Origin of the sequence: Rhizobium sp. N621 (genome assembly GCF_001664325.1) — a bacterium.
Lineage (GTDB): Bacteria > Pseudomonadota > Alphaproteobacteria > Rhizobiales > Rhizobiaceae > Rhizobium > Rhizobium esperanzae.
This window is the reverse complement of the sequence record NZ_CP013495.1, coordinates 2859867-2882274: the sequence shown is the minus strand read 5'-3', so window position 1 is coordinate 2882274 and position 22408 is coordinate 2859867. Positions and strand designations below refer to the sequence as shown.

General features: G+C 60.2%; 23 protein-coding genes. 9 read left to right on the top strand and 14 right to left on the bottom strand.

From position 1 onward, the window contains the following. Positions 1-120: 120 nt before the first annotated feature. The 4 genes from AMK00_RS14090 (at position 121) to AMK00_RS14075 (ending at position 4548) form a co-directional block, all read left to right on the top strand. Positions 121-792 (top strand): TetR/AcrR family transcriptional regulator C-terminal domain-containing protein, encoded by a 672-nt coding sequence (locus tag AMK00_RS14090; protein ID WP_189637607.1) that lies wholly within the window; start codon positions 121-123, stop codon positions 790-792. A 50-nt stretch (positions 793-842) separates the two neighbouring features. Beyond that, entirely contained in the window at positions 843-1862 is a 1020-nt protein-coding gene (gene ilvC / locus AMK00_RS14085; RefSeq protein ID WP_004668557.1) for a ketol-acid reductoisomerase, read from the top strand. Positions 1863-2069: 207 nt separating this feature from the next. Further along, positions 2070-3131, top strand: coding sequence for a polysaccharide pyruvyl transferase family protein (locus AMK00_RS14080; protein WP_064803642.1), 1062 nt, complete (start codon positions 2070-2072; stop codon positions 3129-3131). Positions 3132-3246: 115 nt separating this feature from the next. Continuing rightward, entirely contained in the window at positions 3247-4548 is a 1302-nt protein-coding gene (locus AMK00_RS14075; protein WP_064811724.1) for a Coenzyme F420 hydrogenase/dehydrogenase, beta subunit C-terminal domain, read from the top strand. Here AMK00_RS14075 and AMK00_RS14070 read toward each other — a convergent pair. From AMK00_RS14070 to AMK00_RS14060, 3 genes are read right to left on the bottom strand one after another with little or no spacing between them, the layout of a single operon-like run. Then, positions 4522-5496, bottom strand: a complete 975-nt coding sequence (locus AMK00_RS14070; RefSeq protein WP_064810757.1) for a hypothetical protein — start codon at positions 5494-5496, stop codon at positions 4522-4524. The genes AMK00_RS14075 and AMK00_RS14070 overlap by 27 nt on opposite strands. 32 nt (positions 5497-5528) lie before the next feature. Then, positions 5529-6128, bottom strand: coding sequence for a histidine phosphatase family protein (locus tag AMK00_RS14065; RefSeq protein ID WP_064810756.1), 600 nt, complete (start codon positions 6126-6128; stop codon positions 5529-5531). Beyond that, the gene (locus AMK00_RS14060) at positions 6125-7228 is read right to left on the bottom strand and encodes an inositol-3-phosphate synthase (protein WP_064810755.1); all 1104 of its coding nucleotides are present in this window, start codon (positions 7226-7228) and stop codon (positions 6125-6127) included. The genes AMK00_RS14065 and AMK00_RS14060 overlap by 4 nt, the downstream gene beginning before the upstream one ends. Before the next feature lie 147 nt (positions 7229-7375). Here AMK00_RS14060 and AMK00_RS14055 point away from each other — a divergent pair, with 147 nt between their 5' ends. After that, positions 7376-9124: a hypothetical protein gene (locus AMK00_RS14055; RefSeq protein WP_064810754.1), complete on the top strand. Its 1749-nt coding sequence runs from the start codon at positions 7376-7378 to the stop codon at positions 9122-9124. Positions 9125-9153: 29 nt separating this feature from the next. Here the strand turns inward: AMK00_RS14055 and AMK00_RS14050 are convergent, their stop codons facing one another. The 7 genes from AMK00_RS14050 to AMK00_RS14020 form a co-directional block, all read right to left on the bottom strand. Next, the gene (locus AMK00_RS14050) at positions 9154-9897 is read right to left on the bottom strand and encodes a TIGR04290 family methyltransferase (RefSeq protein WP_064810753.1); all 744 of its coding nucleotides are present in this window, start codon (positions 9895-9897) and stop codon (positions 9154-9156) included. A gap of 426 nt (positions 9898-10323) precedes the next feature. Beyond that, entirely contained in the window at positions 10324-10647 is a 324-nt protein-coding gene (locus AMK00_RS14045) for a hypothetical protein (RefSeq protein ID WP_064803629.1), read from the bottom strand. 73 nt (positions 10648-10720) lie between these two features. Beyond that, positions 10721-12292, bottom strand: a complete 1572-nt coding sequence (locus AMK00_RS14040) for a PQQ-dependent sugar dehydrogenase (RefSeq protein WP_064810752.1) — start codon at positions 12290-12292, stop codon at positions 10721-10723. Beyond that, a complete protein-coding gene (locus tag AMK00_RS14035; RefSeq protein WP_064810751.1) occupies positions 12292-12729 on the bottom strand; it encodes a DUF2231 domain-containing protein in 438 nt (145 codons plus the stop codon). The genes AMK00_RS14040 and AMK00_RS14035 overlap by 1 nt, the downstream gene beginning before the upstream one ends. A 276-nt stretch (positions 12730-13005) precedes the next feature. Continuing rightward, positions 13006-13593: a class I SAM-dependent DNA methyltransferase gene (locus AMK00_RS14030; RefSeq protein WP_064810750.1), complete on the bottom strand. Its 588-nt coding sequence runs from the start codon at positions 13591-13593 to the stop codon at positions 13006-13008. Continuing rightward, positions 13583-13918 carry a type II toxin-antitoxin system RelE/ParE family toxin gene (locus AMK00_RS14025; protein WP_064810749.1) on the bottom strand — a complete coding sequence of 112 codons (336 nt, stop codon included), beginning with the start codon at positions 13916-13918 and terminating at the stop codon, positions 13583-13585. The genes AMK00_RS14030 and AMK00_RS14025 overlap by 11 nt, the downstream gene beginning before the upstream one ends. Beyond that, positions 13902-14153, bottom strand: a complete 252-nt coding sequence (locus AMK00_RS14020) for a ribbon-helix-helix domain-containing protein (RefSeq protein ID WP_064810748.1) — start codon at positions 14151-14153, stop codon at positions 13902-13904. The genes AMK00_RS14025 and AMK00_RS14020 overlap by 17 nt, the downstream gene beginning before the upstream one ends. Before the next feature lie 111 nt (positions 14154-14264). On the opposite strand from AMK00_RS14020, the gene AMK00_RS32580 reads away from it, so the two are divergent. Continuing rightward, positions 14265-14480: a hypothetical protein gene (locus AMK00_RS32580; RefSeq protein WP_064816676.1), complete on the top strand. Its 216-nt coding sequence runs from the start codon at positions 14265-14267 to the stop codon at positions 14478-14480. Between the two features lie 3 nt (positions 14481-14483). Here the strand turns inward: AMK00_RS32580 and AMK00_RS14010 are convergent, their stop codons facing one another. Further along, positions 14484-15584 (bottom strand): branched-chain amino acid aminotransferase, encoded by a 1101-nt coding sequence (locus AMK00_RS14010; protein ID WP_064810747.1) that lies wholly within the window; start codon positions 15582-15584, stop codon positions 14484-14486. A 329-nt stretch (positions 15585-15913) separates the two neighbouring features. On the opposite strand from AMK00_RS14010, the gene AMK00_RS14005 reads away from it, so the two are divergent. After that, a complete protein-coding gene (locus AMK00_RS14005; RefSeq protein ID WP_064810746.1) occupies positions 15914-17134 on the top strand; it encodes an aminotransferase-like domain-containing protein in 1221 nt (406 codons plus the stop codon). Positions 17135-17466: 332 nt separating this feature from the next. Here the strand turns inward: AMK00_RS14005 and AMK00_RS14000 are convergent, their stop codons facing one another. The 3 genes from AMK00_RS14000 to AMK00_RS13990 all read right to left on the bottom strand — a co-directional run bounded on the left by AMK00_RS14000 (position 17467) and on the right by AMK00_RS13990 (position 20347). Next, positions 17467-18510 carry a DUF2278 family protein gene (locus tag AMK00_RS14000; RefSeq protein WP_064810745.1) on the bottom strand — a complete coding sequence of 348 codons (1044 nt, stop codon included), beginning with the start codon at positions 18508-18510 and terminating at the stop codon, positions 17467-17469. A gap of 92 nt (positions 18511-18602) precedes the next feature. Beyond that, complete coding sequence (locus tag AMK00_RS13995) at positions 18603-19661, bottom strand: aldo/keto reductase (RefSeq protein WP_064810744.1); 1059 nt, start codon at positions 19659-19661, stop codon at positions 18603-18605. Positions 19662-19876: 215 nt separating this feature from the next. After that, complete coding sequence (locus AMK00_RS13990) at positions 19877-20347, bottom strand: MarR family winged helix-turn-helix transcriptional regulator (protein ID WP_064810743.1); 471 nt, start codon at positions 20345-20347, stop codon at positions 19877-19879. Between the two features lie 188 nt (positions 20348-20535). On the opposite strand from AMK00_RS13990, the gene AMK00_RS13985 reads away from it, so the two are divergent. Both AMK00_RS13985 and AMK00_RS13980 read left to right on the top strand, forming a co-directional pair. Next, positions 20536-21303: an alpha/beta fold hydrolase gene (locus AMK00_RS13985; RefSeq protein ID WP_064810742.1), complete on the top strand. Its 768-nt coding sequence runs from the start codon at positions 20536-20538 to the stop codon at positions 21301-21303. 123 nt (positions 21304-21426) lie between these two features. Next, a complete protein-coding gene (locus AMK00_RS13980; protein WP_064810741.1) occupies positions 21427-22404 on the top strand; it encodes an ABC transporter substrate-binding protein in 978 nt (325 codons plus the stop codon). The last annotated feature ends 4 nt before the right edge of the window (positions 22405-22408 follow it).

The window sequence follows — 22408 nt, the reverse complement described above, 5'->3', positions numbered from 1 at the left end:
TCCAATTCTGGTGCGGCACCGGCCTTTCCCGTATAAAAATCTGCCGGGCCTGCTTGACGGCCCGATCGGATTGCCGCATAAAGTCCGCGAACCGTACCGTACGGTACGTATGTGGGAGCCATGACCGTGTCCGTCGATACCGCAGAGCCGAGCGAATTTTCGCCGCGCCAGAACGCCGTTCTGGAGCAGGCGCTGCGGCTGCTCGTTGATGGCGGCGAGAAAGCGCTGACGACCTCGGGTGTTGCGCGCGCTGCCAATTGCTCGAAGGAAAGCCTCTACAAGTGGTTCGGCGACCGCGACGGGCTGCTCTCGGCAATGATCGCCTATCAGGCGAGCAAGGTGCGCACTTTCGAGCGCAACGGCGAAAGGCTGACGGCGGCGAGCCTGCACGACCATGTGGTCATTTTCGCGCGTGACCTGCTGGAGGTGCTCGCGGGCGACGTCTCGCTGGCGCTGAACCGACTGGCGATCGGCCAAATCAACAAGACGGAGGCGAACCGCGACGGCTCGAAGCTCGGCAAACTGCTGCTCGAACGCGGGCGCCGCCAGATCGACCGGCGCGCCATGGCGCTGATCGATGCCGGCAAGCGGGCAGGTCTGCTGCGTTTTTCCGATGCCGACGAAGCCTATCACACGCTTTACGGCCTTGTTGTGTCCGACCTGCATGTACGCATGTTGCTCGGCGAACCGGGCCTCAAGGATACCGCGCGCCAGGCGGAGAGGGCGGTGACCGCCTTCCTCCGGCTTTACGGCACGGAGAAGGTTCTGGCGGAGATGCCGGTTCTCGGCTGATTTCGCCTTAATGACAGTCAACAGGACAAGCACAAGGGAAGGAACTTCAAATGCGCGTCTATTACGATCGTGATGCCGATCTCAACCTCATCAAGGCCAAGAAGGTCGCCGTCATCGGCTACGGCTCGCAGGGCCGCGCCCATGCGTTGAACCTGAAGGACAGCGGCGCCCAGAACCTCGTCATCGCGCTGAAGGCCGGTTCGCCCACCGTCAAGAAGGCCGAAGCCGACGGCTTCAAGGTCATGACGGTTGCTGAAGCCGCCGGCTGGGCCGACCTGATGATGATGGCGACGCCGGACGAGCTGCAGGCCGACATCTACAAGGCCGATATCGCGCCGAACATCCGCGACGGTGCTGCGATCGCCTTCGCACACGGCCTCAACGTGCATTTCGGCCTGATCGAGCCGAAGGCTTCGGTCGACGTCGTCATGATCGCTCCGAAGGGCCCGGGCCACACGGTTCGCGGCGAATACCAGAAGGGCGGCGGCGTTCCCTGCCTCGTTGCCGTTCACCAGAACGCTTCCGGCAATGCGCTTGAGCTCGCTCTCTCCTACGCCTGCGGCGTTGGCGGCGGCCGTTCGGGCATCATCGAAACCAACTTCCGCGAAGAGTGCGAAACCGATCTCTTCGGCGAACAGGTCGTTCTCTGCGGCGGTCTCGTCGAGCTCATTCGCGCCGGTTTCGAAACGCTCACCGAAGCTGGCTATGCGCCCGAAATGGCCTATTTCGAGTGCCTGCACGAAGTGAAGCTGATCGTCGACCTGATCTATGAAGGCGGCATCGCCAACATGAACTACTCGATCTCCAATACGGCCGAGTGGGGCGAATACGTCACGGGCCCGCGCATCATCACCGAAGAGACCAAGGCCGAGATGAAGCGCGTCCTCAAGGACATCCAGACCGGCAAGTTCACCTCCGAATGGATGCAGGAATACCGCTCGGGTGCGGCCCGCTTCAAGGGCATCCGCCGCAACAACGACAGCCATCAGATCGAGGAAGTCGGCGCCAAGCTGCGCGGCATGATGCCCTGGATCGGCAAGAACAAGCTGGTCGACAAGTCGGTCAACTAAGCTGTTTCGCTAGCTTAAACGGGAGGTCGGGGTAAAAGCTCCAGCCTCCCGACTGCTGATAACCCCTGGCTGAGCCGGGGGTTATTTGATTCATTGCGACATGCTGAAGAAAGCTGCTCCCGGACCAGGAGGCGAGCTTCGGTTTGTTGGGAACGGAACTGGAGCTGGTCGGTTAGTGGGATCTATTCGATCTGCTTCAGGGATCAGATGTCTAAGGCCGGAATTCTTACCTTTCATCGCTGCATAAATTATGGCTCCTATTGGCAGGCACGCTGTCTGGCCGAAGGCCTCGCGTCCATGGGAGTAGAAGCCGTTCTCCTGGAACACATGTCCGATCGCGTGAACCGCGCGGAATGGCAATGCGCGCTGCAACCGCTGCTTCCTGCCGCAACGCCAAGGGAAGACTACCCGCTCTACAAAGCGAAGATCCGGAAATTCTTTCACTCGTTTGCCAGCTTACCTCTTTCATCGCCTTTTCCCTTGGAAAACCCGGCCGCGATGGACGACTATCCGCTCATTGTCGTCGGCAGCGACGAGGTGTGGAACCTTCGCCATCCCTGGTATGGCGGGTATCCGCTTTTTTACGGCGAAGGCCTGCGATGCAGGCGGCTTGTCTCCTATGCCGCGACGTTTGGAAGTTTGACATTGTCGGAGCGACTGGAGGGGTGGGCGGAAAAGCTGCGAAAGTTTTCTCATATTTCGGTGCGGGACCTCCATTCGGAGCGGATCATCCACGAAACATTGGGATTGGAGCCCGAACTCGTTCTCGACCCGTGCCTGCAATTTCCACAGACGATGAACGCGAGCAGGGATGACGGGGAGGCGGCAACCTATATAGCCGTCTACGGGCACAGTTTTCCCACGTGGTTTCAGAATGCAGTGCGCCGGTGGGCAGGAGACCGGGACTATCCGCTTGTCAGCATCGGCTATCGGAACGATTGGGCCGACAAGCAATGGATTGATGCCAGCCCGGAGGACTTCGCCAGCTTCATTTCCGAAGCAAAGGCTGTCGTGACGAATTTCTTTCATGGATGCGTGTTCTCGCTTGTCAACGAGAAGCCGTTTGCATGTGTCCTCTCCGATTATCGCTCCAACAAGATTCGCGATCTAACGCGGCTCGTCCGAGCTGAACATCATGTTCTGACTGCGGATAAGACCCCGTCGCATCTGGATGTTATCCTCGGTAACCCACTTCCTACGGGCATTTCGCAGCGAATATCTTCGCTGCGCGATAGATCCAACGCCTATCTCAGCCATGCCTTGCAATAGCTCCGATCAGAAGAATCGGCTCGCGCCGGGCATCGCTCCCAAGGATATTGCAGGCTCCGGCTTCTGCATCGGCTGCGGCTCCTGTGTCGCCAGGTCAGCGCGACCTGATGTGCACATGGCTCTCGACCGGTACGGGCAAATGAAACCGGCAGGCCCGAAGACGTGGTTGCAGGGCGGTGATGAAGAATTTGCGCGAATTTGCCCGTTTTCGCCGGTGGCCCAGGACGAGGACGAATTGGCGGCCGAATATTTTGCCGGTGCGAAAAATCGAGACCCTCTACTGGGGCGTTTCGAGGCCGCTTTTGTCGGCCATGTCGAGGAAGGGGAATATCGTTCGAACGGCAGCTCCGGCGGCATGGTCACCTGGATGGCGGCGGAACTGCTGCGTCTGGGCCTTGTCGACTGTGTTGCTCACGTCAAGGAGAGCGATGATCCGCAATCGGAAGGACGCCTGTTTCATTATTCGCTGTCGCGCAATCTGCAGGAACTTCAGGCAGGCGCCAAATCTCGATATTATCCTGTCGAGCTTTCCGGCGTGCTTCATTCCATTCGTGAGGCGCCGGGCCGGTATGCCGTGGTTGGCATTCCCTGTTTCATCAAGGCGGTGCGACTGGCCTGTGCCGGTGACCCGGTATTGAAAGAGCGAATTGCCTTCACGCTTGGGCTGTTTTGCGGCCACATGAAAAGCGCGCGCATGGCCGAGAGCTTCGCATGGCAGATGGGGCAGGACATCAGGAAGGTTAAACGGCTCGACTACAGGAAGAAAACCCAGGATCGGCCTGCGAATTGGTATCGGGCTCAGCTGACACTCGAAAACGGAGAGACGTGCGCCCAAGACTGGTGGCATCTGGTCGATGGGGACTGGGGTGCGGGCTTTTTCCAGAATTCCGCCTGCAATTTCTGCGACGACGTCGTTGCAGAAACGGCCGATATCGCTTTCGGGGATGCCTGGAAGGAGCCCTACTCCTCTGATGGAAGAGGAACGAACGTGGTGATCGTCCGCTCAAATGCACTTCTGGATGCGATTCATGCGGGCATCGCTGAGAAGAGGATCGCACTGTCTTCTGTCGATTCCGACTTTGTTATAGCCACTCAGGCCGCCGGGTTCCGTCAGCGTCGCGAGGGCCTCGCATTCCGGTTGAGCTGGCCGCGTATGGGTATGCGCCCGCGCAAACGCGTCCGTGCCGGCAGCCATGGCCTGTCTCTGCAGCGCATGGCGGTCTACATCATGCGCTATTGGATCAGCTTTTGGAGCCATCGCGTCTTTGCGATCGCGGTTTTATTGCACAGCCCCAGACTTTACATTCTGTGGGCTCGTGCTGCCTTGGCATGCTATCAGGGAGTCGCTCATTCCCGGGGGCCGATCGGCAGGATAGCCCAGAGCCTTGGTTTAGCCGGCTCCGAGGGACGCACGTGATTCAAGCTCCAGCAGTTGGGCAGCCGACTTGGCAACGCGTGACGCATATCCGCTATCCCTGCGCGGGGCGTAACGTTCGACCATCTCCTCGCAGAAGCCGGCGAATTCTTCAGGCACCAGGGGCGGACTGGTATGGTGGGGCGCAATACCTCTATGCTCCGGCGTGAAGCAGAATGTCACCGTTACGTCGAAATCTTCGAGGGCTTGCATCTGTCGGTCGAACCACTCGAGGGCATTGGGCCGGAATCGGTCCGCCCAGGAAAGTCCGGTGCGCACAGATTTCACGCCCAGCCGTCTCATCCAGGCAGCAGCCTCATCCAGCCGCGGGTCTTCGAAGTGGAACCATTGGACCAGTCCGAAATCCGGCGTGTGTTTGGCAAATTCGTCAAGCGCCGGTTTGGGCGTTCCGTCTTCGCGTAGAATGCCCATATAGTAGTGCCGATAGTAGGAGGAGCCTTCGGCTTCGCGATGACGCGTTGTTGCCTCCCATGATCGAGGGAGGTCGTAGAGGCTGTACCATTGGCAGCGCTCGACTTTGCCCTTGAGCAACTCGGCAGTTCTTTGCAGGCCCCACAACTGCACTTCCTCCGCGCCGAAGGTCGAAACGCCCACTTCGCTGACCCAGATCGGCAGATCGGTGACGGCGCGTATTTCGTTGATTTTCTCCGGCCAGTCATGAATCTGCCAGAGGTTCCAGTCGAGCGGGAAACCATGCAGCGCGACGGCATCGAGGTGATCGAGCACGCCGTAATTCTTCATGCGGCTGATGAAGAAAGGGTCGATTGGGGATATTCCGCCGAGCACCTTCGTCAGTTCCGGATTCTTGGCTGCGATGGCATCGGCCGCCAGGATTGCCATTTGCGCAAACAGGCTCCATTCGGGATCGATCTCAGGATCCCAGTGCGATTTGTTGTTCGGCTCGTTCCAGATCATTGCAGCTTCGATCATTTGACTTCCCCGGGCAGGATTTAACGAACGGGTTATAAGGTCACTTCGTTGAGCGTCATCACTTTTGCCCCCCAGTCGCCGATCACAACCGTCGTGACGGAGGCGGGCGCAATATCAAACCTCGGCCAAGCATCGAGCGGCAGTCCCAGAACATGACTGACAGCCGCCTTGATGACATCGGCATGAGACACAAGAGCTATTCGCTTCTCATTCCCGCCGCTGGTCAGGCTCTCCATAAGGCCGAAAATTCGGGTCTGGACCTCCAGCATGGTCTCGCCTCCTGGGGTGCGGGCGAGGCTGCGTGTGTTATTCCAGCGGCGCCACAGGGGATCGTCATTGAGAACGTCGAACGTCTTTCCGGACCAGTTGCCGAAATTCACCTCGTCCAAAGCATCGTCGGTTCGCGGTAGAGACAGGCCACAGGCTGATGCGATACCTTCTGCCGTCTCCCGTGTTCGTTCGCGCGGGCTGGTGTAGATCTCATTGATGTCCTCGCGCCGCAGCCTCTGCCCGAGACGCTGAACTTGCGAGCGGCCGGCTTCGCCCAGCGAGATACCGGCTGTACGGCCCGCCAGGAAATTCCCGACATTGTCGTGCGCCGCGTGACGTACCAGGAAGAACGTTGCCGTCATTCCGCGGCTCCGCGCAGAACATCCTCCTGGTCATCAATGAAATTCTGCGTTCGGCGGCGGGCCTCGTAATCGGTGAATTGTTGCGGCGGTGATTTCATGAAATAGCTCGACGGCCCTGTCAGAGCTCCGCCCAGGCCCCGGTCGAGGGCCAGTTTCGCGCAGCGTATTGCGTCGATGACCACGCCGGCGGAATTGGGCGAGTCCCACACCTCAAGCTTGAGCTCTGCGTTGAGCGGCACGCCGCCGAAAGTGGTGCCCTCGAGCCTGATATAAGCCCATTTGCGATCGGTGAGCCACGGGACGTGGTCACTTGGTCCGACGTGTACATCGTCCGCTGGAAGCGGAATATCCAATTGGCTGGTGACCGACTGGGTCTTGGAAATCTTCTTCGATTCCAGCCGCTCGCGCTCCAGCATGTTAAGAAAATCGGTGTTTCCGCCGAAATTGAGCTGGTAGGTCCGATCTACACGGACGCCCCGTTCGCGGAAGAGATTGACGAGCATTCGGTGGACGATCGTTGCCCCCACCTGGCTTTTGATATCGTCGCCGATGATCGGCAGCTTTCGGGCAGCGAACTTCTGCTGCCATTCCGGTTTGGAGGCTATGAATACCGGGATGCAATTGATAAAGGCGCAACCCGCCGCCAGTGCCTGCTCGGCGTACCACTTCGTTGCTTCTTCCGAACCAACGGGAAGATAGGAAACCAGCACGTCCGTTCGGGTTCGCCTGAGGATTTCCACCACGTCCGCCGGCGGCTCCGTCGATTCCTCGATCCGATCCTTAAGATACCTCCCTATCCCGTCCATCGTCCTGCCGCGTTTCACCTCGACGCCAAGCGGAGCGACATCTGCGAAACGTTGCGTGTTGTTTGGATCGGCGTAGATCGCTTCCGCGACATCGCGCCCCACCTTTGAAGCCGCAACATCGAAGGCTGCGGATATCTCAATATCGTGCACGTGATATCCACCGAGATCAATGTGCATGAGGCCTGGAACCGGCTCGTTTTCCCGGGCGTTATTATAGTAGGTAAGTCCTTGAACCAATGACGAGGCGCAATTGCCAACTCCCACCAATCCAACGCGAATGGATTTCGAACGCATGGTTCCCTCCAAGGGCTGCTTGCTGAGGCATCTACAAAGCTAACAAGCGGGAGCCGCCACGGTTCCCAGCCCTCCCGATTATTTCAATCGCGTCTGACGATCATCCGACGAGTTCAGGCAGGCATTGCGGCAGAGAAGGAGGACCGGATGCTGGTCTATGGCGATGTCGAGCACATCGAGAATGCGGCAGCAGTACGCGCATCGATTTCACGAATGATGATGGCGTGCATCGAAATGCAGCCAAGCCGGCAGCGCCACGAAACTTTAATTCGAGCGTTTATCCTGACTGGAGAACTGGTTCAGGGATTGGCCGATCAGGAATTCGGGAGAAAAGGCGCGGACGATGTGTCCGAGCTTCAGGACGCAGGCGCGAAACTTCTGCGCATGCAGGCACGCGCGATCATGCAATCGTGGCGAAACGGATTTGCCGGCGTTTTGTCCTTTCCAGAGGATTGGAAAGCCAAACTCGAATCTCTCTCCAGTGCCGATCCGGTGCGGATGAAGCGCGCCGAGGGCTACGCCTTTTATGCTTTGTATCCCGAGAGCTATATCGAGGCGGCTTCGATCTCAAATTTGACGCCTAGAACAGTCGTCATCGGGATCCGAAGCATCGGGACCGGACTGGCGGCTCTGGTTTCCGCCGCCTTGGGTGCCGAGCCGGCCTATTCGCTGCGCCCGACTGGCCATCCCTTCGAGCGATGCTTGCGCGTCACACCGGCTCTTTCCAAGCGCATTCTCGCCGACCGTGACACCGATTTCGCCATCGTCGATGAGGGGCCGGGGCTGTCGGGGAGCTCGTTTGGCTGCGTTGAGGACTGGTTGCAGGCGAACGGCGTCGCGTCTGGTCGGCTTCATTTTTTCCCGAGCCACACGGGTGAACCGGGCCCGCATGCAAGCGGGCCGCATCGGACCCGTTGGCGAGGTCGGCCACGCCATGTCGTCAGCTTCGACGATCTGACCCTCAAAGCTCGAGATCCGAAACATCGTCTGCAGACATGGGCGGCCGATGCTGTCGGAGGCGTGCGTTCGTCGTGGCGGGACCTGTCGGGTGGCGCATGGCGCGCTGTTCGGTATCGCGATCCTTCATATTGGCCGCCGAGCTATATGCAGATGGAAAAACGCAAATTCCTGATGGAAGCCGGAGGAGGGGCATGGCTTGTCAAGTTTGCCGGGCTTTGCGGGAGCGACGTGGACAAGGCCCGAAGAGGCTCTTTGCTGAGCGAAGCCGGCTTTATTCCTAGGATTGCCGGCACCTGTTACGGATTTATTGTCGAGGAGTGGCTGGATGGAACGCCCCTCGACCATAGCGGTGCAAGCAGGCGCGACATCATCGATCACCTCGGACGTTATCTCGGTTTTCGTGCCCGTCACCTCCCGGCACGAAACGGCGGCGCGTCGATTCGCAAACTGTGTGAGATGGCTGTTTTCAATATTGCGGAAGCGGGGGGATCGGACATGGCGGAAAAATTGAGGTGCATGACAGGCACGCCCGAGCGGCTAGCCGGACGATTGCGACGGGTCGATACGGACAACCGGCTTCACCCATGGGAATGGCTGACGACCACCACCGGGCGCATCATGAAGACGGATGCGCTCGACCACAATGCGGCCCATGATCTGATCGGATGCCAGGACATTGCCTGGGACGTCGTGGGTGCCTGCGTGGAATTCGAATTCTCGAGCAAGGAGCGCGATCGTCTTGCCGATCTCATCGGTCGGGAAGCGGACTGCGATCTGCGCGACGATGTGCTCAAGTTTTTTGAGCCCTGCTATCTCGGTTTTCAGATAGGCCTGTGGTCGCAGGCGAGGGCCAGCGTCGATGGCGCCGAGGCGGAGCGCATTGAAAATACCATCAAACGTTACCTGGACCGCCTGCGGCAATTGATCGGACCCTGACTGCGAAGCAGTCTGGATCGGAAAATTTCTCAGCAAAGTGACGGAGGCGGTTCCGCCATCGGATGGCGGCCTCCATGTTCCACCAGATAAACTTCACGTTCCGGATTAGCACGAATGACAAACCCGGCGCTTCTCAGCATCGCTTCGACCGCCGCCTTGTTCGGAATGAACCAATTGGTCGGGTCGCCAGCGTAACGTTCTTCCACGAAATACATTTTTGGAAAGCCGCGCTGCTCAAATATCGTCGTGTTGAAGAAGTCGTAATTTTCGCTGAGTGCCGCGACTTCCTCTTCACCCCGCTGCATGCATTGAAACAGCATCTGGCCGCCGACGACATGCTCATGCAGAAGGTCGAGTGCCAGGAGCGGATGCCGCAGGTGATAAAGGACACCCATGAAAAGGACCAGGTCAAATCTCTCCTTCAGTTTTTCCACCTCGTACACCGACATCAGCTTGAAATCGATATCCTCACCTGTCTGTCTGGCTGCGAACTCGGCTTGCCTGAGATAATGCGGATCGGAATCGATACCGACGACCCGTCCGGCATTTCTTCTCTTCATTTCAAGTGAATAGAATCCGGCGTTGCAGCCGATGTCGAGAACGCTGCATCCCTGGAGATCTTCAGGCACGACCTGCTGAAAGTGGGCCCATTTGAAGGATGGATAGTCACCCAGGAAATGATCCGGCGCGGTCTGAACGCCGTTAATTCGCAGATTGTGAAACCACGGCCTCAGGGCTGCGATGTCGCTTTCCAATCGAGCCTTCTCGTTCATTCCGTACTCCGATCCGCAGTGTCGATCATTGCTTCGACTGCGCCGCCGAGATGTGTGTTCGGTTACGTTTGAATTTTCTGATAGCCGACCGTATCTGCTCGACGGACCGAGGGCCGATCCCCGCGAGCTCGAGAAGTTCGGCGTTCTTCATATCTGCCAATTGGCTCATTCGGTGAACTCCACTTCTGGCCAGCGAACGGGCGATCCATCCAGGGAGACAGGTGGTCAATAAGGGATCTTCGGTATCTCCCCCTCCAATCTTCGTCCGCTTTTGAGATACCTGCGGCATGTTCAGCTTTAGCCGGCTTCGTCAGATTGTGGCCGAACCCTCTTGATGGTTTTCGGTTCCCGCTGAAGAAGAAAAACCCGCCAATTGTGTGCGAGATTGTCCTTCTCGGCCCACACAAAGATCTCTGGACGGTGAACTTAATCATGGGAATTGTTCGACGGATTGGTGTTGGGCGGCATATCTCCCGGACGGATGATGCGCGAATTACCGGTGTCGGGCGCCGGCTCCACCATCTCGGCGTCGCCGACGGGAGGGGGCCTGAGTTCGCCGTTGCATTCGTCCAGTTTCTTGGAGAGATCTTGATGGTCATCCGTTGAACCGCGGCCCTGGTTTGGCTGTGACGGGGCGACGCATTTGTCAGGCGGCGCCTGCGCGTTCGCTTGGAGCGGTAGGGGAAGGATCGCCACGGCGAGCGACAGCGCGCTGAGGAGTCGTTTGAACTTCCGGGATGTGGTCGGCATGCCTGAAATCTCCGTTTCGTGTTTATCCAGATGTCGTCTCGGTCCTTCTTCGAATTCGGCCTCCACCAAGTCTTTAGGGGCCGGTCGCAGGGGCAATCTGCATCTGCACAGGCTGAAACTTGTCCTGCACTCCGGAAAGTGGTTCCTGGCCGGTCAAGCGCTCGTCGGCCGAGGCCGGATGTTCCTGGGTTTGGGCGGTCGAATTCGTCGTTTCCGTTCCGACGCCGGGGTTCGAATCGAAAGTCCGCGCCGTTTTCGAATTCGTCGAGCCTTGCGGAGTCCCCGACAGCTGGTCCGTGCCAATTGGCTGCGGCGTGACTTTGCCGTCGGATGAAGCGACGCGCCAAACGGTATTGCCGGCATCATCGGCAACAAGCAGCGCTCCTGTCCCATCGATCCCCACTCCGACCGGCCGCCCTTTTGCCTGATCACCCTGAATAAAGCCTGTGACGACGTCCTGCGCCTTGCCTGATGGCCTGCCATTCTGGAACGGTACGAAGACAACTTTGTAGCCATTGAAGCTATTCCGGTTCCAGCTGCCGTGCTCGCCGATGAAGGCGCCGTTGGCGTATGCGGCTGGCAGCGCGGACTTCATCGAGAAGGTTAGTCCGAGCGCGGCAACATGGCTGGACAGGGCGTAGTCCGGCGGGATTGCCTTTTCGATCATATCGGTTCGGGGTGGATGAACGCGAGCGTCGACGTGATTGCCGTAGTAGCTCCACGGCCAGCCGTAGAAGCCGCCGTCCTCCACAGAGGTCATATAGTCGGGAACGAGGTTCGGCCCGAGTTCGTCACGCTCATTGACGACAGTCCAGAGCGCACCCGTTTCGGGGTTGAAGGCGAGACCGTTCGGATTGCGCAGACCGGAGGCGAAAACGCGGGCGGCGCCGGTCTTCCGGTCGACCTGCCAGACCGCTGCACGGCCTTTTTCTGCTTCGAGCCCGTTCTCGACGATGTTGGAATTCGATCCGACCGAGACATAGAGCGTCTGGCCGTCGGGGCTGAGGGCCAGATCCTTTGTCCAATGATGATTGATCGGGCCGCCGGGAAGCGGCGTCAGGATTTTCGGCTGCGCGGTAATCCCGTTCCGGCCGAGTTCGTAAGGGTAGGCAAGGATGGCGCTCGTCGTGGCGACGTAAAGCGTGTTGTCTATCCAGGCAAGGCCAAAGGGGGAATCGAGCTTCTTCAGCAGGTCATGGCGTTCGTCGACGGTGCCGTCGCGATTGGTGTCACGCAGCAGGGTAATGATATTGCTCTCTTTCTGTTCACCGCTGCCGCCGTGGGCGATCGACATGATCCAGCCGCGGATGAGATCCTTCGGCCGCGAGGTCGGTTCGCCGGTCGGGCCGCGGGACTGGACGACGAGGACGTCGCCGTTTGGCAGGGTATGGACCGTGCGTGGATTGGCGAGGCCATTCGCATAGGCACTGATCTTCAAGCCGTCGGGAACGGCAGGCGTCTCTCTTTCCTTCCAGCCGACCACTTCCGCGACCTTGAGATCAGATATCAGGGAGGAAGATGGCTCAGGCAGAACCGGATTCGGGCCGATCTGCTGCGACAGGTCGAATTCGGTCTCCTGCGCCGACGCGCCGAATCCGAGGAAAAGCGATAGAACCGAGGTGCTGAGAATGAGGGACCTCATCATCATATCCTCCAGGCCAATCTGGCATATTTGCGGGCGGAAACAGCGGCTGCCACCAGGCAAAACGCTGATGTAACGGCCGAGAGTGTCAGTCCATAAGGAACCACGGCAGTCCATCCGTCGCCGGCATGGACAAGGCTGTTCAGGAAGGCAAGGGCGAGGATGACCAGGTAGAGAAGCACAGACGGGAAAGCCGCCCGCAGCGGACGGGTGCGGGGCCGCGCAAGGTCAATCAAACCAGCCAGGATCGCAATCACGCCGAACACCAGGCCGGCACACAACAGCCAGGCGGAGAAGTTCTGCCACATGAGGTTGTTGCTCTGCCAGAAGGCGATATCGGTCGCGAGCGCAAGCGTGAAGCAGACGAAAGGAAACGGGACGAAGAGCGACTGTATCGGATAGGCGGTCGCGTCTCGATCGGTGGGGGAAAGTACAGCCATGGCATGCTCCGAGCGGCAAGAGCGCAGATATGCGATTCAACCATGGAGGCAGCGGATGGTTCCGTTACAGCGGCACCGGTCTGTCGATCGCCTCTTCGGCGGAAGCGTGGAATTGCGGCCGCCTTTCGCGTTGCACAACCGGAATGACAATGTGGGGGCACTACCCTCTGTCGGTCATTCCTGCGACAGCCAGAGGAATGACGAAGGGGGTGGCGTTTCACCTGAAAGTGCGACGGTGCCAGATCGCCGGCGAACACGGGGGCGAAGCGCCGACCTTTATCGTTGCGCACTCACGATGAGCCAGCGGGTCGGCTTGCCGTCATATCCGCCACCATCGCTTTCCTCGACGGCGAGATTGAGCCAGCCGCCTGCGGTCAGAAGCGCCGACAGCCAATCGGCAGATGGATAGTTGTAATAGCGCCCGAAGCCATCATGCCCTTCGGCTTCTCCCGACTTGAAGCTTGCGTGAAGGATGCCGCCGGTTCTGAGCGCGCGGTGGATACGGGCGAAGATGTCGGGCAGGGTCGATCTCGGGACATGAAGGAGGCTCGCTTCGGCCCAGACGCCGTCGAACGCGGCCTCAGCGTTGAGATCCTCAAACAGCATGACACTGACCTTCCTGCCGATTCGCGCCTCGGCCTGTGCCGCGAGTTCGGGTGAGCCGTCGGTTGGCGTCACGTCGAAACCTTGAGCGAGCATGTAGGCGCTGTCCTGGCCGCCGCCGCAGCCAAGTTCGAGGATCGCGGCCCCCGGCGCAAGTCGGGCAAGGAAAGTGTCGAGCTTCTGTTTCGGCAGGCTGCGTGCGCGGTTGGCGTATATCTCTGCGTTATTGTCGTAGAAGGCGGAGGTGCTGTCATGGGGCATGGGGGGCTGCCGGTCCGGGTCGTCGGTTGGATTGGAGATGTCTTTCGGCAAGCCGGTCGGCGCCGATGATGTCGATGACCAGGATGCCGTCGGGTATTTCCCGATAGAAGGCGACATGGCGCATATGGAGGAGGCGGCGCAGGCCGGTGCCGAGCGCGTCGCACTCGTCGCCCATGGAGGGCACGCGCGAAAGAAGTATGAAAATCCGGTCCCAGTCGAGAAGGTAGGCATCCGCCTGCGCCTCGCCGAAATGCAGATTGGCATATTCGTCGATGTCTGACAGTACGGCGTCGGCCGTTCGGGTCAGCCTATAGGTTGATGTCACGCAGCTTCACCTTCGTTTCCAGCAGGATATCGGGAATGCGCCGGTCGCTGATACCGCTCTCCTCGGCCTGCCTCAGGATCTCGCGCAGTTCGTCGTCGTCGAGCTTACGATGGTCCTGGTCCTTCACGATCAGCTCCGCCATGAATGCGTCGGCGCTGTCGTATCTGCCGCTTGCGATACGGCGCGCGATGTAATCCGCCAGATTATCCGGAAGCGAGATCGTCATTTTCGCCATTGAATTCGCTGCCGTCCGCGCGTGCCGGTTCAGCTGTCCCTGATGCCCGTTACCATTCCCCACCCTGTGATAGAAGCGTTGCCCCCCGCAGTCGAGCGCTTGGGTCACACGATGGTCGGTCTTCTTATCGATGTGGACGGCACGTTCGAGATTCTTGAAACGTGTCGCAAGTCAGGATGTCGGCGTCGTGGCGCTCGCGATCGCGTAAATGATCGCATCGGCGGCGGCGAGTTTGAGAACTGCGGCCAGCCCGATGGCTTTGCGGGCGAGACCGAGAGCGGCGCCACCATGTCGGTGTTGGCGCCGCCGTTCGCGTGGAAGGTCTGAAGTTCAGGCCGGGATGAGGCGCGTCCAGCCGTGCTCATCGTTCGTTACGCCCTTCTGTAGACTGACGAGCTGCTGGCGCAGTTCGCTGGTCAGCTTGCCGGTCTGTCCGTCTCCGACCAGAAACTCGCCGCCGGCATGTCGAACCAGGCCGATCCCCGCCAGGACTGCGGCAGTGCCGCAAGCGAAGGCTTCGACGAGCCTGCCGCTGGCGGCATCCTCTTGCCATTCCGCGAAGGAGTAGGGACGCTGCTCCACGCGTAAGCCCTTTTCTTCTGCGAGCACGATGACGGAAGCCCGGGTGATGCCCGGCAGGATCGTACCGCCAAGGGGCGGGGTCACCATCGATCCATCGTTCATCACAAAGAAGACGTTCATGCCGCCGAGTTCTTCGACCCAGCGATGCTCCGCGGCGTCGAGGAAGACGACCTGATCGCAACCCCTCTTCGACGCCTCGGCTTGCGCCACGAGACTGGCTGCGTAGTTTCCGCCGCATTTTGCAGCGCCGGTGCCGCCGTTGGCTGCACGGGTGTATTCGGTTTCGACCCAAAGAGAGACGGCCTTCGCGCCGCCCTTGAAGTAGGCGCCGACCGGTGAGGCGATGATGCAGAAGACATATTCCTGAGCCGGACGAACGCCGAGAAACGCCTCGTTGGCGAACATGAAGGGGCGAAGGTAGAGGCTGGCGTCACCGGACGGAATCCAGGCCTTGTCGACGCGGACCAGTGCTTCGACCGCCTTCAGGAAGAGTTCTTCGGGCACAGGAGGCATGGCCATGCGGGCCGCCGACTGCGCGAAGCGGCGTGCGTTCTCTTCAGGCCGAAAGAGCAGAATCCGGCCATCGTCTGCCTTGTAGGCTTTCATGCCCTCGAAGATTTCCTGAGCGTAGTGCAGCACGGCGCTTGCAGGATCGAGCTCCAAGGGCCGCCTGGGCGTAACCTTCGCATCGTGCCAGCCCTTGTCGGCCGTCCATCGTGCCAGGATCATGTGATCCGTGAAAATCTTGCCGAAGCCGGGTGCCTCCAGTGCCTGGATGCGGTCGGCGTCAGAGACGGGGGACTTGTGGAATTCGATTTTGATTTCAGGAGAGGCCGACGTTACGGTCATTGCTGGCACCTTGATAGTACATTGAATAGTGGGGCGACACTACCGCCGCCGAGCCGGTCTTGGAAAGGTCTGAAGCAGCCGGTTTCGGCTTGATCAGAGGAATAATCGCTCGATGTGGCCGACGTCGAGCAGCAAATTCGGAATCGAGCGCCGTCGATCGTCTACAGCGTTACCATCAAGTGAATCCGCGACATCAGCGCGAATTTTGCACCAAGGCCTTGGAAATAAGATCTCCGACTTGTCACCATCACAAGAAAATAGGTCAGCATTGTTGACATAATTTCCGCCGCATGGTTTGTCGGCGATATAGAAAATACGAGGAAACCTCCATGCTGAACTGGGACACCATGTTTGCGTCGCGCTCGTCGCGCATGCGCGCATCCGAAATCCGCGAGCTCCTGAAGCTTCTCGACCAGCCCGACATCATTTCCTTTGCCGGCGGCATTCCGGATCCGGCGCTGTTTCCGGCCGAGGAATTCCAGCGGGCCTATGCCGATATTTTCTCGGGTGCGGCCGTCAACTCGGCGCTGCAATATTCGGTCAGCGAAGGCTATAAGCCGCTGCGCGAATGGCTGGTCGAGCAGATGGATGCGCTCGGTATTCCCTGCGGACTCGACAACGTCTTCATTGTCTCGGGCTCGCAGCAGGGGCTCGATTATCTCGGCAAGCTCTTCCTGTCGCCGAATGATACGGCGCTGGTGACATGGCCGACCTATCTCGGCGCGCTGCACGCCTTCAACGCCTATGAACCGGCCTATGACCAGCTGACGCCGAGCGGCAACCGGACGCCCGAGTCCTATCGCGTTGCCGCGGCCGCTGCCGGCGGCAAGGTGAAATTCGCCTATCTCTCCGCAGATTTCTCCAATCCGACCGGCGAAACCGTCGATCTCGATGGCCGCAAGAAAGTGCTGGCGCTTGCCGAAGAGCTCGATATCGCCGTCATCGAGGATGCGGCCTACCAGTCGCTGCGTTATGACGGCGAGCCGATCCCGCCGATCCTGGCGCTGGAGATCGCCGACAAGGGCCATATCAACGATACGCGCACGATCTATTGCGGCAGCTTCTCCAAGACGCTGGCGCCCGGCCTTCGCGTCGGCTTCATCGTTGCCAATGCGCCCGTCATCCGCAAGCTGGTGCTGATGAAGCAGGCGGCCGACCTGCATTCCTCGACGATCAACCAGATGGCGATATCGGATGTCGCCGTGCGCGGTTTCGACAAACAGGTCGCCAAGATCAAAGCGGTCTACAGCCATCGCCGCGACTGCATGCTGGCGGCGCTCGAGAAATACATGCCCAAGGGCACCAGCTGGACGAAGCCGGAAGGCGGCATGTTCATCTGGATCACGCTGCCGGAAGGCATGGACGGCGCCAAGCTGCTGGCGAAATCGCTCGAAACCGGCAAGGTCGCCTTCGTGCCCGGCAAAGCCTTCTTCGCCGACGGCTCCGGCGCCAACACATTCCGCGTCAGCTTCTCCTGCGCCAATGAGCGGATGATCGAGGATGGAATCGGCCGGTTGGGCAAGCTGATTTCGGATGAGATTGGCGGGTGACTGTTTGAGAGGCGCTCTGCCGTGCAGCCCCCTCATCCGACCCTTCGGGCCACCTTCTCCCCGCTGGGGAGAAGGGAGGGAGCAAGCCGCTCGCTCCTCTTTTCGATAGCGGGGATGAGCGCGAGACGGTGCCACAACACCTTCTCCCCGGCGGGGAGAAGGGGGCGGCAGCCGGATGAGGGGGCTGCACGGCACGTCCTCTCATCCTCATTCCTGTGACGAGCACAGGAATGAGGATGAGAGGAGTACTTCCGCCATCCTCTCTCAGAGAGAGGGTAAGCGTTATCCTTCCATCACCACCGTCTTGGGAAATCAACCAAGCAGAACGCCAATCAAAAAATCGTGGTCCACCCCTCGTTCGCGGTCTCGCTCTTGCCGTAGCCGACGCGGTCGGCGACTGCTCCGTCGGTGTTGCGCAGGATGATGTCACCGCCGCGGTTGGCGAGCTGCGGGCCGCCGGCGGCAGCGTTGAGTGCTATGGTGCGCAGTTCGCCTGCGGCAAGCGTTCCCGACAGGGTCTGCATCCGGCCGTTTTCGTCCTCCAGCTTCCAGCCATCGAGCGAGACGGATATGTCGGAGCGGTTGATGATCGTCACCGTCTCATTCTCGATGCCGCCTTCGCCGTTCACCGGGTTGATCAGCGCCGCGATGATGCGCAGCGACGAGGCGACGACCGGCTGCGGCCGGCGGGTGCCTTCGCCACGGCCCTGGCCGCCGCGATCCTCGGCCACCGGATAGCCGGTCGCCGCATCAGTGTTCCAGTTCTGTGACTGGAAGCAAAGGAAGATCGCCGCCCATTCGTCGGTGTCGGTGAAATGGACGAGCAGCGCGCCGTCCTGGTTCGGCCCGTTGGTGGCCTTGAAGCCGCCATTGTCGCCCTGGTTCATGTGGATGTCATGGATGCCGTTGCCCGGCTCGAAGTGGAAATATTCGTCAGGCTTGTTGTTCTCAGGCCCCCAGGCCTCGCCGAAGGCATAGAAGTGGATATCGGGATCGGCAATGCCTTCCTCGACGATCGGCTCGATGAACTCGCGCAGATCGTTCTTCGGGCCGGAGAGCTGGAAGGGCGCGACATCCATATCCTCTCGCTCGACCAGCCCGCCGCGGACGTAATCGATCGCAAGCTCCGGGCGGTCCTTGCGAATGTCGGTCAGGCCCATCGGCAGGGCTTCGAGCGCCTCCGTCAGCGCCTGGTGCTTGAAATCGACGATATTGGCGTAGAGCAGGTCGTGCGGCGACGTCTTCGAGCGGACATTGAGCGCGATGCGGTAGCTGACGCCTGCCGCCTCGATGCGGATTTCGATATGGGGATCGTTGTCGTCATCGAGGGCAAGCGCGCTCGCCGTACCCTTCAGGACCTTGTAATTCTTCAGCATGAGAACCTCCCTGGCGGTGGCGGGATCTCATGCTAGCACTGATAAAGTGCATCTTTTGTGACGCGTATCCTCCGCCGTGCAATGCCTCGGGGCTATGGCTGGAGATGCGGGCCGAAAAGCTCGAGGTCGGCTTCGCCGAGCCTGTCGCTCGCCGTGTTCAACTGGTGCCAATAAGGGTAGAGCATCGCCGGCAGGCTGACGGCGTCGAGGCGCTTGCGTTCCTCCTCCGTCAGCTTCAGCTCGGCGGCGGCGATGTTGTCGCGGAACTGGGCTTCGGTGCGCCCACCGATGATGACCGAGGTGACCGCCTTGCGGCCGATCAGCCAGGCGAGCGCAATTTGCGCGGCCGAGACGCCGCGCTCCTCACCGATCGCGACGAGCGTCTCGACGATGTTCCAGAGACGGTTTTCATCGCGGATCGGCGGCTCGGTCCAGCCGGCGAACTGGCGCGTGCCTTCGGGTGCAGCCTGGTTGCGGCGGTGCTTGCCGGAGAGCAGGCCGCCGGCCAGCGGGCTCCAGACCAGCACGCCGAGGCCCTGGTCGATCGAGATCGGCAGCAGCTCGTATTCGGCGTCGCGGGCTTCGAGCGTATAGTGGATCTGCTGGCTGATGAAGCGCTGGTATTTGTGTTCGTTGGCGATGCCGAGCGCCTTCATGATGTGCCAGCCAGAATAGTTCGAGCAGCCGACATAACGCACCTTGCCCTGCCGGATCAGCGTGTCGAGTGCTTCCATCGTCTCTTCGAGCGGTGTCTGGCCGTCCCATTCATGCACCTGGTAGAGATCGATGACATCGGTCTTCAGGCGCTTCAGGCTTGCCTCGCATTCGCGGATCAGGTGGTAGCGCGAGAGACCGCGGTCGTTCGGGCCTTCGCCCATGCCGAAGCGGGCCTTGGTGGCGAGCAGCACGCCCTGCGGCCGCTTGCCGGCGAGCGCCTCGCCGATGATGTTTTCGCATTCGCCTGATGAATAGACATTGGCGGTGTCGATCAGGTTGATGCCGGCGTCGATGCACATGTCGATCATCTTTTTCGCCTCGGAGACGCCGAGATCGCCGACCATCTTCGCCCAGCCGACGCCGCCGAAGGTCATCGAGCCCATGGTCAATGTCGAGATTTTTAGGCCGGAGCGGCCGAGCAGACGATATTCCATGAAATTCCTCCTTCATCGAAACAGGATTGACGTACCTCAGTGCGGCCGAATGGCAATGGCGGCGTGGTCACGCCTGCTTGAGGCTTAGGCAAGAGTGCGGGCGCCGGCAGTTCGGGCCGCGTTGCGGTGTTGACCAATGGCGCGTGCCGGCAGCAGACGGATCGTACAATATGCTATCGGCTTGTCGACGGAAATCGTCCTGGCGCAGCCTTGCGTCAGGCCTCGTCCTTGTCCTTGCCGTGAATGTTGTCGCGAATCGAAGCGATCGTGTCCCGGATCTTGCCGACGGTCTCGGCGTCGAGACCGACGGCTTTGCCGATGCAGTCGAACACGTGGGCGGCGCGGCTCTTCAGGGCCAGGCCCTTGCTTGTTAAGCGCAATAGCACCTGGCGTTCATCGGCGGGATTTCGGTTGCGGGTGACGAGGCCGACATTTTCCAGCCGTTTCAGCAGCGGGGTGAGGGTGCTGGAATCGAGGAAAAGCGCTTCGCCGAGATCCTTCACCGTGCGGTCGTCACGCGCCCACAAGGCCGTCATGACGAGGAACTGCGGATAGGTGAGTTCCATTTCGTCGAGCAGGGGGCGGTAAAGCTGGTTGAAGGCGTGGCCGGCCGAATAGATTGAAAAGCACAGCATTTCATCGATTTGGGGCACGCCGGCGAGATCATTCGATGGAGTATTTTTCATCACGCTCTCCTATGGCTCCAATATAATTTGTGCGCGATCTGTTTGCAAGCTATTGACGCCGCGGGCAAGGCGGACTAATTAGATCGTGTACAAAGAAATCTCCTACAAATTATATACCTACACGAGAGCTCTTGAACGCGAACCCGGTTCGGCTCCTGTGACACTCAACCGACGAAAGGAAATGACCAATGTTCAAACTTGCTGCTGCCGTCGCCCTGGCGGGCGCTCTGTTCTCCGGTGCTGCCTTTGCGCAGCCGGCCAAACCGACCGTCGTCCTCGTTCACGGCGCCTTTGCCGATTCCTCAAGCTGGAACGGCGTCGTCGAGATCCTGCGTAAGGACGGCTTCCCGGTCGTTGCTGCCGCCAATCCGCTGCGCAGCGTATCGGGCGACGCCGCCTATGTGTCCGATGTCGTCGGCAGCATTGCCGGCCCCGTCGTCTTGGTCGGCCATTCCTATGGAGGGCAGGTGATCTCGACCGCCGCGAACGGCCATGACAACGTCAAGTCCCTGGTCTATGTCGCCGCCTTCGCGCCGGATGCCGGGGAATCGGTTGCCGATCTCGCCGGCAAGTTTCCCGGCGGCACTCTGAGCGGAGCGCTTGCGGCTCCGGTAAAACTCAGCGCAGGCGGCGTCGATCTCTCTATCGATCAAGCCAAGTTCCATGACCAGTTCGCCAGCGACGTGCCGGCCGAACAGGCTGCCCTGATGGCGGCGGCCCAGCGACCGGTTACGGAAGCAGCCCTGACCGAAAAATCCGGTGAGCCCGCCTGGAAGAAGCTGCCGTCATGGTTTGTCTATGGCACCGGCGACAAGAACATTCCGGCCGCAGCCCTTGACTTCATGGCCGAGAGAGCAGGGTCGAAGCGGACCGTCGTGGTCGAGGGCGCGTCCCACGTCGTGATGGTTTCACAGCCCCAGAAGGTGGCGGAGCTCATCGAAGAGGCCGCGAAGTAACGTCTCTCGGAAAGGCGACGGCAATGCAGTGGTTTCAGGCGTAGCGCAGCCGCTGCGCCTTGTCACATCTCTGTCAACGACCCCTAATAAGGGAGGGTGACGCAATTCCCGAGGACTCCTCCCATGAAGACGATCGTTTCCGCCGCAGCTCTTCTCGCCGCGAGCTTCCTTGCCATTCCGGCTTCGGCCGCAAACCTCGTTCTCTACACCAGCCAGCCGAACGAAGACGCGCAGGCGACGGTCGATGGCTTCATGGCCGCAAATCCCGATATCAAGGTCGACTGGGTGCGCGACGGCACGCCGAAGATCATCGCCAAGCTGCAGGCCGAGATCCAGGCCGGCAATCCGGTCGCCGACATCCTCCTCATCGCCGACATGGTGACGCTGGAGCGCCTCAAGGAAGACGGCAAGCTCCTGGCCTATAAGTCGCCGGAAGCCGCAGGGTACGATGCCAGCCTCTATGACGCTGACGGCTACTATTATTCGACCAAGCTGATCACCACCGGCATCATGTACAACACCTCAGCCACGATGAAGCCGACGAGCTGGAAGGACCTGACCAAGCCGGAAGCCAAGGGCCTCGTCACCATGCCGAGCCCGCTCACTTCGGGTGCCGCGCTCATCCACACACAGACGCTGGCCGCCGTTCCCGGCCTCGGTTGGGACTTCTACAAGGCGCTTGCCGAAAACGGCGCAATCGCGGCCGGTGGCAACGGCGCCGTCCTGAAGTCGGTTGCTTCGGGCGAGAAGGCTTACGGCATGGTCGTCGATTACCTGCCGATCCGCGAGAAGACCAAGGGCGCGCCCGTCGAGTTCGTCTTCCCGAGCGAAGGCGTTTCGGCCGTAACCGAGCCGGTCGGCATTCTCGCCAGCACCAAGAATGCCGAGGCCGCCAAGAAGTTCGTCGATTACGTGCTCTCGGAAAAGGGCCAGGAAGGCTTCCTGAAGCTCGGCTACATCCCGGCCCGCAACGGCATGAAGCTGCCGGAAGGTTTCCCGGCGCGTGATGCCATCAAGGTCCTGCCGATCAAGGCTGCCGAAGCGCTCAAGAATACCGACCAGGATCTGAAGACCTTCTCGGGCATTTACGGCTCGAACTGATCCT

What these genes read in the sequence shown, in the direction of transcription:
- AMK00_RS14055 (WP_064810754.1), top strand. Translation starts at nt 7,376, where the DNA reads ATGCTGGTCTATGGCGATGTCGAGCACATCGAGAATGCGGCAGCAGTA.
- AMK00_RS14060 (WP_064810755.1), bottom strand. Translation starts at nt 7,228, where the DNA reads ATGCGTTCGAAATCCATTCGCGTTGGATTGGTGGGAGTTGGCAATTGC.
- AMK00_RS14040 (WP_064810752.1), bottom strand. Translation starts at nt 12,292, where the DNA reads ATGATGAGGTCCCTCATTCTCAGCACCTCGGTTCTATCGCTTTTCCTC.
- AMK00_RS32580 (WP_064816676.1), top strand. Translation starts at nt 14,265, where the DNA reads ATGGTCGGTCTTCTTATCGATGTGGACGGCACGTTCGAGATTCTTGAA.
- AMK00_RS14080 (WP_064803642.1), top strand. Translation starts at nt 2,070, where the DNA reads ATGTCTAAGGCCGGAATTCTTACCTTTCATCGCTGCATAAATTATGGC.
- AMK00_RS13995 (WP_064810744.1), bottom strand. Translation starts at nt 19,661, where the DNA reads ATGGAATATCGTCTGCTCGGCCGCTCCGGCCTAAAAATCTCGACATTG.
- AMK00_RS14090 (WP_189637607.1), top strand. Translation starts at nt 121, where the DNA reads ATGACCGTGTCCGTCGATACCGCAGAGCCGAGCGAATTTTCGCCGCGC.
- AMK00_RS13985 (WP_064810742.1), top strand. Translation starts at nt 20,536, where the DNA reads ATGTTCAAACTTGCTGCTGCCGTCGCCCTGGCGGGCGCTCTGTTCTCC.
- AMK00_RS14005 (WP_064810746.1), top strand. Translation starts at nt 15,914, where the DNA reads ATGCTGAACTGGGACACCATGTTTGCGTCGCGCTCGTCGCGCATGCGC.
- AMK00_RS14050 (WP_064810753.1), bottom strand. Translation starts at nt 9,897, where the DNA reads ATGAACGAGAAGGCTCGATTGGAAAGCGACATCGCAGCCCTGAGGCCG.
- AMK00_RS13980 (WP_064810741.1), top strand. Translation starts at nt 21,427, where the DNA reads ATGAAGACGATCGTTTCCGCCGCAGCTCTTCTCGCCGCGAGCTTCCTT.
- AMK00_RS13990 (WP_064810743.1), bottom strand. Translation starts at nt 20,347, where the DNA reads ATGAAAAATACTCCATCGAATGATCTCGCCGGCGTGCCCCAAATCGAT.
- AMK00_RS14070 (WP_064810757.1), bottom strand. Translation starts at nt 5,496, where the DNA reads ATGATCGAAGCTGCAATGATCTGGAACGAGCCGAACAACAAATCGCAC.
- AMK00_RS14045 (WP_064803629.1), bottom strand. Translation starts at nt 10,647, where the DNA reads ATGCCGACCACATCCCGGAAGTTCAAACGACTCCTCAGCGCGCTGTCG.
- AMK00_RS14010 (WP_064810747.1), bottom strand. Translation starts at nt 15,584, where the DNA reads ATGACCGTAACGTCGGCCTCTCCTGAAATCAAAATCGAATTCCACAAG.
- AMK00_RS14030 (WP_064810750.1), bottom strand. Translation starts at nt 13,593, where the DNA reads ATGCCCCATGACAGCACCTCCGCCTTCTACGACAATAACGCAGAGATA.
- AMK00_RS14020 (WP_064810748.1), bottom strand. Translation starts at nt 14,153, where the DNA reads ATGGCGAAAATGACGATCTCGCTTCCGGATAATCTGGCGGATTACATC.
- AMK00_RS14075 (WP_064811724.1), top strand. Translation starts at nt 3,247, where the DNA reads ATGGCTCTCGACCGGTACGGGCAAATGAAACCGGCAGGCCCGAAGACG.
- AMK00_RS14035 (WP_064810751.1), bottom strand. Translation starts at nt 12,729, where the DNA reads ATGGCTGTACTTTCCCCCACCGATCGAGACGCGACCGCCTATCCGATA.
- AMK00_RS14065 (WP_064810756.1), bottom strand. Translation starts at nt 6,128, where the DNA reads ATGACGGCAACGTTCTTCCTGGTACGTCACGCGGCGCACGACAATGTC.
- AMK00_RS14000 (WP_064810745.1), bottom strand. Translation starts at nt 18,510, where the DNA reads ATGCTGAAGAATTACAAGGTCCTGAAGGGTACGGCGAGCGCGCTTGCC.
- ilvC (WP_004668557.1), top strand. Translation starts at nt 843, where the DNA reads ATGCGCGTCTATTACGATCGTGATGCCGATCTCAACCTCATCAAGGCC.